13 protein-coding genes are annotated in these 7,568 nt (G+C 69.6%); 5 read left to right on the top strand and 8 right to left on the bottom strand.

The window, feature by feature from the left end; translation table 11 throughout:
* Positions 1-67 precede the first annotated feature (67 nt).
* On the bottom strand, positions 68-460 hold the full coding sequence (locus tag ABD127_RS18195) for an META domain-containing protein (RefSeq protein ID WP_344204084.1): 393 nt from the start codon (positions 458-460) through the stop codon (positions 68-70).
* 41 nt (positions 461-501) lie between these two features.
* On the opposite strand from ABD127_RS18195, the gene truA reads away from it, so the two are divergent.
* The 5 genes from truA to ABD127_RS18220 are packed head-to-tail and all read left to right on the top strand — an operon-like array spanning position 502 to position 3,544.
* Positions 502-1,281, top strand: coding sequence for a tRNA pseudouridine(38-40) synthase TruA (gene truA / locus ABD127_RS18200; protein ID WP_344204257.1), 780 nt, complete (start codon positions 502-504; stop codon positions 1,279-1,281).
* A gap of 12 nt (positions 1,282-1,293) precedes the next feature.
* A complete protein-coding gene (locus tag ABD127_RS18205; protein WP_344204086.1) occupies positions 1,294-1,755 on the top strand; it encodes an NUDIX hydrolase in 462 nt (153 codons plus the stop codon).
* A 20-nt stretch (positions 1,756-1,775) separates the two neighbouring features.
* Positions 1,776-2,132 carry an MmcQ/YjbR family DNA-binding protein gene (locus ABD127_RS18210; RefSeq protein ID WP_344204089.1) on the top strand — a complete coding sequence of 119 codons (357 nt, stop codon included), beginning with the start codon at positions 1,776-1,778 and terminating at the stop codon, positions 2,130-2,132.
* Entirely contained in the window at positions 2,129-2,935 is an 807-nt protein-coding gene (locus tag ABD127_RS18215; RefSeq protein WP_344204091.1) for an endo alpha-1,4 polygalactosaminidase, read from the top strand. Before ABD127_RS18210 ends, ABD127_RS18215 begins: the two co-directional genes overlap by 4 nt.
* Positions 2,936-2,947: 12 nt before the next feature.
* On the top strand, positions 2,948-3,544 hold the full coding sequence (locus ABD127_RS18220) for a class I SAM-dependent methyltransferase (protein WP_344204093.1): 597 nt from the start codon (positions 2,948-2,950) through the stop codon (positions 3,542-3,544).
* A 55-nt stretch (positions 3,545-3,599) separates the two neighbouring features.
* On the opposite strand, the gene rplQ is transcribed toward ABD127_RS18220, so the two are convergent.
* From rplQ to infA, 7 genes are all read right to left on the bottom strand, one after another.
* On the bottom strand, positions 3,600-4,193 hold the full coding sequence (rplQ, locus tag ABD127_RS18225) for a 50S ribosomal protein L17 (protein ID WP_344204095.1): 594 nt from the start codon (positions 4,191-4,193) through the stop codon (positions 3,600-3,602).
* Positions 4,194-4,240: 47 nt separating this feature from the next.
* Entirely contained in the window at positions 4,241-5,248 is a 1,008-nt protein-coding gene (locus ABD127_RS18230; protein WP_344204098.1) for a DNA-directed RNA polymerase subunit alpha, read from the bottom strand.
* A gap of 55 nt (positions 5,249-5,303) precedes the next feature.
* Positions 5,304-5,912 (bottom strand): 30S ribosomal protein S4, encoded by a 609-nt coding sequence (gene rpsD, locus ABD127_RS18235; protein ID WP_344204101.1) that lies wholly within the window; start codon positions 5,910-5,912, stop codon positions 5,304-5,306.
* Between the two features lie 47 nt (positions 5,913-5,959).
* Positions 5,960-6,358, bottom strand: a complete 399-nt coding sequence (gene rpsK / locus ABD127_RS18240) for a 30S ribosomal protein S11 (protein WP_344204104.1) — start codon at positions 6,356-6,358, stop codon at positions 5,960-5,962.
* A gap of 7 nt (positions 6,359-6,365) precedes the next feature.
* A complete protein-coding gene (rpsM, locus tag ABD127_RS18245) occupies positions 6,366-6,734 on the bottom strand; it encodes a 30S ribosomal protein S13 (protein ID WP_344204107.1) in 369 nt (122 codons plus the stop codon).
* Between the two features lie 200 nt (positions 6,735-6,934).
* Positions 6,935-7,048, bottom strand: coding sequence for a 50S ribosomal protein L36 (gene rpmJ, locus ABD127_RS18250; RefSeq protein ID WP_008361054.1), 114 nt, complete (start codon positions 7,046-7,048; stop codon positions 6,935-6,937).
* A 79-nt stretch (positions 7,049-7,127) separates the two neighbouring features.
* On the bottom strand, positions 7,128-7,349 hold the full coding sequence (infA, locus tag ABD127_RS18255; protein ID WP_023647000.1) for a translation initiation factor IF-1: 222 nt from the start codon (positions 7,347-7,349) through the stop codon (positions 7,128-7,130).
* Between the last annotated feature and the right edge of the window lie 219 nt (positions 7,350-7,568).

The raw sequence follows: 7,568 nt of genomic DNA on the forward strand, positions 1-7,568 counted from the left end.
TGCGGGATTCGTGGCTTGACCCAGGAAGTTTCCGACGGTCTCGTGGGAATCCGCGCGACGGGAGCCGTCAGGGGGTCCGGGTGAGGCGGAACGGCTCGCCGCCGTCGGCCGCGGGCACCACGAGCGTCCCGCCGTCGAGCGTCAGCGGGGTCGTCACGCCGATCTCGGCCACGAGCGACGGATCGAGGCAGCCGCGCAGGGTGGAGATCCACTCCGCGAGCACGACCTCGTCGCCCTCGGCGCTCCACTCCCCCGAGCCGCTGTTGCACCCGTCGTACGCCTCGCCCCGGCCGCCGTCCTGCAGCACGACGTAGGGCGTCCCCGCCGCGACCGCCTCCGCCAGCGGCACCCCGTCGACCGTCCAGGTACCGACCAGCGGGTCCGCAGCCTCGTCGCCCCCGCCGTCGCGCCCGCACGCCGCCAACGCCAGCAGCACCGTCCCGATCATGAGGATCCTCATCCTCCGATGATGCACCCACCGACTACCGTGGCCCCGTGAGAATGCGGATCGACCTGGCGTACGACGGCTCCGAGTTCTCCGGGTGGGCGATCCAACCGGGGCTCCGCACCGTGCAGGGTGAGCTCGAGGCGGCCCTCGGCACGATCCTGCGCCTCCCGGAGAACCCCAGCGTGACGTGCGCGGGCCGCACCGACGCCGGCGTCCACGCCCGTGGCCAGGTCGTCCACGTCGACCTCGACACCCACCCCGGGGTCCTGGAGCGCCGCCTGCGCCGCTTCGTGCCCGGCGACATCCGCATCAAGGCCGTCACCGAGGCGCACCCCGACTTCGAGGCCCGCTTCGCCGCCGTCGAGCGCCGGTACGTCTACCGGATGACCGACCACCCGGCCGGTCCCGACCCCCTGGCGCGCGGCATGATCGTCGCCCATCCCCGCCCGCTCACGGTCGACCTGATGAACGAGGCCGCCGAGCACCTCCTCGGCGAGCACGACTTCGCCGCGTTCTGCAAGAAGCGCGAGGGCGCCACGACGATCCGCACCCTCCTGACCCTGCGCACCGTCCGCGGCGGCGAGACCATCGCCACCACGGTCCGCGCCGACGCGTTCTGCCACTCGATGGTCCGCTCCCTGATGGGCTGCCTCGTCGCGGTCGGTGAACGCCGCTTCCCGCCGGAGTTCGCCGCCGAGGTCCTGGCCGGGCGCGTCCGCGACGGACGGGTCAAGGTCATGGAGCCGCACGGCCTGGTGCTGGAGGAGGTCGTCTACCCCGACGACGCGGGCCTGGCCGCCCGGGTCGCCGAGTCGCGCCAGGTCCGGTCGTGAAGGACGCCTGACGTGCCGCGCCTGCTGAGCGCCGGGCTCCTCCTGCACCGCGAGCGCGACGGGCGGACCGAGGTGCTCCTGGGCCACCTGGGCGGACCGTTCTGGGCCGGCAAGCACGAGCGCGCGTGGTCGATCCCGAAGGGTGTCCTCGAGGGCGACGAGGAGCCGGAGGCCGCGGCCCGACGCGAGTTCACCGAGGAGCTCGGGCTGCCGGTGCCCCCCGGCCCCCTGGTCGACCTCGGCCGCGTGCGGCAGTCGCGCAAGGACGTGCAGGTGTGGGCCCTGGCTGCCGACCTCGACCCCGAGGCGGTCGTGCCCGGCACGTTCGAGCTCGAGTGGCCGCCTCGCTCGGGCCAGGTGCAGCAGGTCCCCGAGCTCGACCGCGTGGCGTGGTTCGGGCTCGACGACGCCGCCGACGCGCTCGTCGCCGCTCAGGTCGAGTTCCTCGACCGGTTGCGCTCGCTCGCGCCCTGAACGGACGGCACACTGGGCCCATGGCCACCACGTGGGACGAGCTCGTCGGGCTCGCGACGTCCACCTTCCCCGACACCGAGGTGTCGACCTCCTGGGGCAACCCCTCGCTCAAGGTGAAGGGGAAGATGTTCGCCCGCCTGCGCCTCGAGAAGGAGGCTCACGGTGCCCTGGCCCTGAAGTGCTCGCTCGAGGACAAGGAAGCACTGCTGGCCTCCGGCGACGCCGCGTTCTTCACGATCCCGCACTACGACGGGTACGGGTACGTCCTGGTGGACCTCGAGAGGGTCGACCCCGCCGAGCTGCGCGAGCTCGTCACGGACGCGTGGCTCATCGCCGCCCCGGTCCGCGTCCGCCAGGCCTGGGAGGCGACGCGATGAGGCTCGGTCTGGCCCTGGCACTGGTGGCGGCGCTCCTCGTCGGCTGCGGCGGGGGCGACGACACGTCTCCGGACGGACTGGCCCTGCCCCCGGTCGGCGCGGTGGTCGACTACCAGCTCGGGGGACGCTATGCGCCGGCCGACGACGTCGACGTCGTCACCCGTGACAGCTCCTCGATCCCTGACCCCGACCGCTACTCGATCTGCTACGTCAACGGGTTCCAGACCCAGCCCGGCGGCTCCCGCGACGTCTTCGTCGTGCTGCACGGCGTCGACCTGCTGCTGCAGGAGGGCGGCGACGACGTCATCGACCCGGGCTGGCCGGAGGAGACGCTCTTCGACATCTCGACGCCGGAGAAGCGCGACGAGCTGGCCGAGGTCGTGGGCGACTGGATCCGCACGTGCGCGAACGACGGTTTCGACGCCGTCGAGGTCGACAACCTCGACAGCTGGACCCGCTCGCGCGGTCTCCTGACGCAGGACGACGCCGAGGCCTTCGCCGCCCTGCTCGTCGAGGCGGCCCACGACGCCGGGCTGCCGATCGGGCAGAAGAACAGCGCCGAGATCGACGGCCCCGCCCTCGGCTTCGACTTCGCCGTGACCGAGGAGTGCGCGGTCTACGAGGAGTGCGACGTCTACACCGACATGTACGGCGGCCACGTGATCGAGATCGAGTACACCGACAACGGTCGGGAGGCCTTCGAGCAGGCCTGCGACGACGCCGCAGGCGACCGCTCGATCCTGCTGCGCGACCGCGACGTGGTGCCCGACGACGACCCGGCCTACGTCTTCGAGCACTGCTGAGAGAATCGCCGGGTGCCCGACCACTACTTCGCACCGGCGCCCGGCAGCGACGACCGCACCCGCGACCTCCGGGTCCGCGTGCTCGGCCGCGAGCTCGACGTCACGACGTCGTCCGGCGTGTTCTCGGGCGACGGCCTCGACCACGCCACGGCAGTCCTGCTCGCCGAGCTGGCGTCCGCCGAGGCGGCTCCTGAGCGCGTGCTGGACCTCGGCTGCGGCTGGGGTCCCCTAACCCTCGCGCTGGGCCTCCAGTGGCCCGAGAGCGAGCTCTGGGCCGTCGACGTCAACGAGCGCGCACTGGACCTGACCGCCGCCAACACCGCGCGGCACGAGGTGACGGCACGCGTCGGGCTGCCCGACGACGTCCCCGCCGACCTCCGCTTCGACGCGATCTGGTCGAACCCGCCGATCCGCATCGGCAAGCAGGCGCTGCACGAGCTGCTGCTGCACTGGCTCGCCCGCCTGTCGCCCACCGGGACCCTCACGATGGTCGTGGGCAAGAACCTCGGGGCCGACTCGCTGCAGCGCTGGCTCGGCGAGCAGGGCTGGCCCACCGAGCGCCTCGCGTCGTCGAGGGGCTTCCGCGTCCTGCGGACGTCGCGCCCCTGACGCGGCAGGACCCCGCACCGCCGAGGCGGTACGGGGTCCTGTCAGGCAGGTGAGGTCACTCCTTGTCGGAGGACTCCTCCTTGGCCGGCTCGTCGGAGGCGGGCTCGTCCGTGGCCGGGGCCTCGGTGTCGAGCGTCTCCTCCGCGTCGGGCTCGCTGACGACGTCGGGATCGCTGGTCGCGGTCTCGTCGGCCACGACCTCGTCGGTCACGGTCTCCTCGGCGGGAGTCTCCTCGACCGGCGCGGCCGTGGCGGCCTTCTTCTTGGGTGCCTGGTTCTGCGCACCGAACTCCTGGGCCTCGACGATCTCGATCACGGCCATGGGGGCGTTGTCGCCCTTGCGCGGTCCGATTTTCGTGATGCGCGTGTAGCCGCCGGGACGGGTGGCCATGGCCGGACCGATCTCGGTGAACAGGGTGTGCAGGACGCTCTTGTCACGGATGACCTTGACGACCAGGCGGCGGTTGGCCACCGTGTCGAGCTTGGCCTTCGTGATGAGCTGCTCGGCGTAGGGACGCAGACGGCGGGCCTTGGCCTCGGTCGTCGTGATCTTGCCGTGCTCGAACAGCGACTGCGCCAGGTTGGCCAGGATCAGCCGCTGGTGCGCGGGGCTGCCGCCGAGGCGGGGACCCTTGGTGGGGGTAGGCATGCGTTACTCCAGGTGGGATGCGGCGGGCCGACGGCTCGCCGGGTGGCTCAGTACTGCTCGTCCTCGGCGAACGACGCATCGTCGTCCTCGAAGGACACGGCGGACGGGTCGAAGCCGGCGGGGCTGTCCTTCAGGCCCAGACCCATCTCGACCAGCTTCTCCTTGACCTCGTCGATCGACTTCTGCCCGAAGTTGCGGATGTCGAGGAGATCCTGCTCCGAACGGGTGATCAGCTCACCGACGGTGTGGATGCCCTCGCGCTTGAGGCAGTTGTACGACCGGACGCTGAAGTCGAGGTCCTCGATCGGCAGCGCCAGGTCGGCAGCAAGCTGCTCGTCGACCGGCGACGGACCGATGTCGATGCCCTCGGCCTCGACGTTGAGCTCACGGGCCAGGCCGAAGAGCTCGACCAGGGTCGAGCCGGCCGACGCGATGGCGTCACGCGGGTCGATCGACCGCTTGGTCTCGACGTCGATGACGAGACGGTCGAAGTCGGTGCGCTGCTCGACGCGGGTGGCCTCGACCTTGTAGGTGACCTTCAGCACGGGGCTGTAGATCGAGTCGATCGGCATGCGGCCGATCTCCTCGTCGCCGGTCTTGTTCTGCACGGCCGAGACGTAGCCGCGGCCACGCTCGACGACGAGCTCGACGTCGAGGCGACCCTTCTCGTTGAGCGTCGCGATGTGCAGGTCCGCGTTGTGGACCTCCACGCCCGCGGGCACCTCGATGTCGGCAGCGGTGGCCGCGCCGGCGCCGGAGGCACGCAGGTACATCACGACGGGCTCGTCGATGGTCGAGGAGACCACGAGACCCTTGAGGTTGAGGATGATCTCGGTGACGTCCTCGGTGACACCGGGGACGGTCGAGAACTCGTGCAGGACGCCGTCGATCTTGATCGACGTGACGGCGGCACCCGGGATCGAGCTCAGGAGAGTGCGACGCAGCGAGTTGCCGAGGGTGTACCCGAAACCGGGCTCCAGGGGCTCGATGACGAACCGCGAACGGTAGTCGTCGACGACCTCTTCGGACAGGGTGGGGCGCTGGGCGATCAGCATGGTGATTCCTTTCCGGGACAACCGTTATATGAGGCCCGGGTGGGTGGGGAAAGAACTACTTCTTCGAGTAGAACTCGACGATCAGCTGCTCCTGGATCGGAACGGTGATCTGCTCGCGGACCGGGTTCTGGTGGACCAGGATCCGACCGCGGGTGGGCGACACGTCGAGCCACGCGGGCACGGTGTCGGCGTCGTGGGTCTCACGCGCGACGATGAACGGCGTCGTGTTCAGGCTCTTGGCCTTGACGTCGATGATGTCGAACTTGCTGACCTGGAACGACGGGATGTTCGTCTTGACGCCGTTGACCAGGAAGTGACCGTGGTTGACGAGCTGACGCGCGTGACGACGCGTGCGGGCGAGCCCGGCGCGGTACACGACGTTGTCGAGACGGGACTCGAGCAGCGTCAGCAGGTTGTCACCGGTCTTGCCGGGACGACGCGAGGCGAGCTCGTAGTAGTTGGCGAACTGCTTCTCGAGGATGCCGTAGGTGTAGCGCGCCTTCTGCTTCTCCTGCAGCTGGGTGCGGTACTCGGACTCCTTGATGCGGGCCCGGCCGTGCTGGCCGGGCGGGTAGGGACGACGCTCGAAGGCGGCGTCACCACCGACGAGGTCGACGCCGAGGCGGCGCGACTTCTTGGTGAGAGGACCGGTGTAACGGGCCATGGTTCAGTGCTCCTGGAATTCGTGGGTCGAGGCTGGGACGCGAGGTCTCAGAGACGACGGTGCTTGGGCGGGCGGCAGCCGTTGTGGGGGCTGGGGGTGACGTCGGAGATCGTGCCGACCTCGAGGCCGACACCGCTCAGCGAGCGGATCGCGGTCTCGCGACCCGAACCCGGGCCCTTGACGAAGACGTCGACCTTCTTCATGCCGTGCTCCTGGGCCTGACGCCCAGCAGCCTCGGCCGCCATGCCGGCCGCGAACGGCGTCGACTTGCGGGAGCCCTTGAAGCCCACGGTTCCACCGGACGCCCAGGCGATGACCGCGCCGGACGGGTCGGTGATGGTGACGTGCGTGTTGTTGAACGTGCTCTTGATGTGGGCGTGGCCCTGAACGACGTTCTTCTTCTCCTTGCGGCGCACCTTCTTGGTGCCAGCGCTCTTGGGAGGCATCAGCGAATCACTTCTTCTTTCCGGCGACGGTGCGCTTCGGACCCTTGCGGGTGCGCGCGTTGGTCTTGGTGCGCTGGCCGCGGACCGGCAGGTGCGCACGGTGACGACGGCCCTGGTAGCTGCCGATCTCCATCTTGCGACGGATGTCGGCCGTGACCTCGCGACGCAGGTCGCCCTCGGTCTGGTAGTTGGCCTCGATGTGGTCACGAAGCGCGACGAGCTGGTCGTCGCCGAGTTCGTGGACCCGGAGGTCACCCGAGATGCCGGTGGCGGCGAGGGTCTCGGCGGCGCGCGTGCGCCCGATGCCGAAGATGTACGTGAGTGCGATCTCGAGGCGCTTCTCGCGCGGGAGATCCACTCCGATGAGGCGTGCCATGTGCTGGCAGTTCCTTTCGGTTCAGCAGAGGTGTGGTCATCCGCGGCGCCCCAGCTGCCTCCCGGAGGCCTCTCGTCCGCAGGTGCGGGGAGATGGTGATCCGGAGCCGGGCCCCGGCCTCTGCGCCGGGGGTGACGCCCAGGAGTGGTCCTGGGCGAGCCGTCAGATGTTCAGTGATGCGACTGAAGAAGTGGTCTGCGTCAGCCCTGGCGCTGCTTGTGCCGGGGGTTCTCGCAGATGACCATGACGCGGCCGTGGCGACGGATCACCTTGCACTTGTCACAGATCTTCTTCACGCTCGGGTTGACCTTCATGGGAGAAGCTCTTTCCTCAGAACAGATGCGTGAATTGACGGTTATGAAGTTGTGGGGATGACGCTCGCCGGGGCGAGGGTCACTTGTAGCGGTAGACGATGCGACCGCGGCTGAGGTCGTACGGCGAGAGCTCCACCACGACCCGGTCCTCGGGGAGGATTCGGATGTAGTGCTGGCGCATCTTCCCGCTGATGTGGGCGAGCACCTTGTGCCCGTTGGTCAGCTCGACGCGGAACATCGCGTTGGGGAGAGCCTCCACCACCGCGCCTTCCATCTCGATGACGCCTTCTTTTTTCGCCATAACCTCAGCTTCTCGGTTGCTTCGTCGGGTGGCCCGGACATGCGGAAATCCGCCTGGACAGGCCGACGCACCAGTCTACGCCCGTTCGGGGGTTCCCTCCAAATCGAGGCCCTACGCTCTCCCCCGACCCGTTGCCCTGAGGTGCGAGCTTGCGAGCCTCGAAGGGGGGCACAGCCACCACGCGGCGGTCGGTCGGGCCGAGCCGAAGGCGAGGCAGGC

Source organism: Aeromicrobium alkaliterrae (assembly GCF_039529015.1).
Classification (GTDB): Bacteria; Actinomycetota; Actinomycetes; order Propionibacteriales; family Nocardioidaceae; genus Aeromicrobium; species Aeromicrobium alkaliterrae.

Excerpts from the sequence above, each read along its gene's own strand:
- ABD127_RS18195 (WP_344204084.1), bottom strand. The coding sequence starts at position 460 with ATGAGGATCCTCATGATCGGGACGGTGCTGCTGGCGTTGGCGGCGTGC.
- truA (WP_344204257.1), top strand. The coding sequence starts at position 502 with ATGCGGATCGACCTGGCGTACGACGGCTCCGAGTTCTCCGGGTGGGCG.
- ABD127_RS18210 (WP_344204089.1), top strand. The coding sequence starts at position 1,776 with ATGGCCACCACGTGGGACGAGCTCGTCGGGCTCGCGACGTCCACCTTC.
- ABD127_RS18215 (WP_344204091.1), top strand. The coding sequence starts at position 2,129 with ATGAGGCTCGGTCTGGCCCTGGCACTGGTGGCGGCGCTCCTCGTCGGC.
- rplQ (WP_344204095.1), bottom strand. The coding sequence starts at position 4,193 with ATGCCTACCCCCACCAAGGGTCCCCGCCTCGGCGGCAGCCCCGCGCAC.
- ABD127_RS18230 (WP_344204098.1), bottom strand. The coding sequence starts at position 5,248 with ATGCTGATCGCCCAGCGCCCCACCCTGTCCGAAGAGGTCGTCGACGAC.
- rpsD (WP_344204101.1), bottom strand. The coding sequence starts at position 5,912 with ATGGCCCGTTACACCGGTCCTCTCACCAAGAAGTCGCGCCGCCTCGGC.
- rpsK (WP_344204104.1), bottom strand. The coding sequence starts at position 6,358 with ATGCCTCCCAAGAGCGCTGGCACCAAGAAGGTGCGCCGCAAGGAGAAG.
- rpsM (WP_344204107.1), bottom strand. The coding sequence starts at position 6,734 with ATGGCACGCCTCATCGGAGTGGATCTCCCGCGCGAGAAGCGCCTCGAG.
- rpmJ (WP_008361054.1), bottom strand. The coding sequence starts at position 7,048 with ATGAAGGTCAACCCGAGCGTGAAGAAGATCTGTGACAAGTGCAAGGTG.
- infA (WP_023647000.1), bottom strand. The coding sequence starts at position 7,349 with ATGGCGAAAAAAGAAGGCGTCATCGAGATGGAAGGCGCGGTGGTGGAG.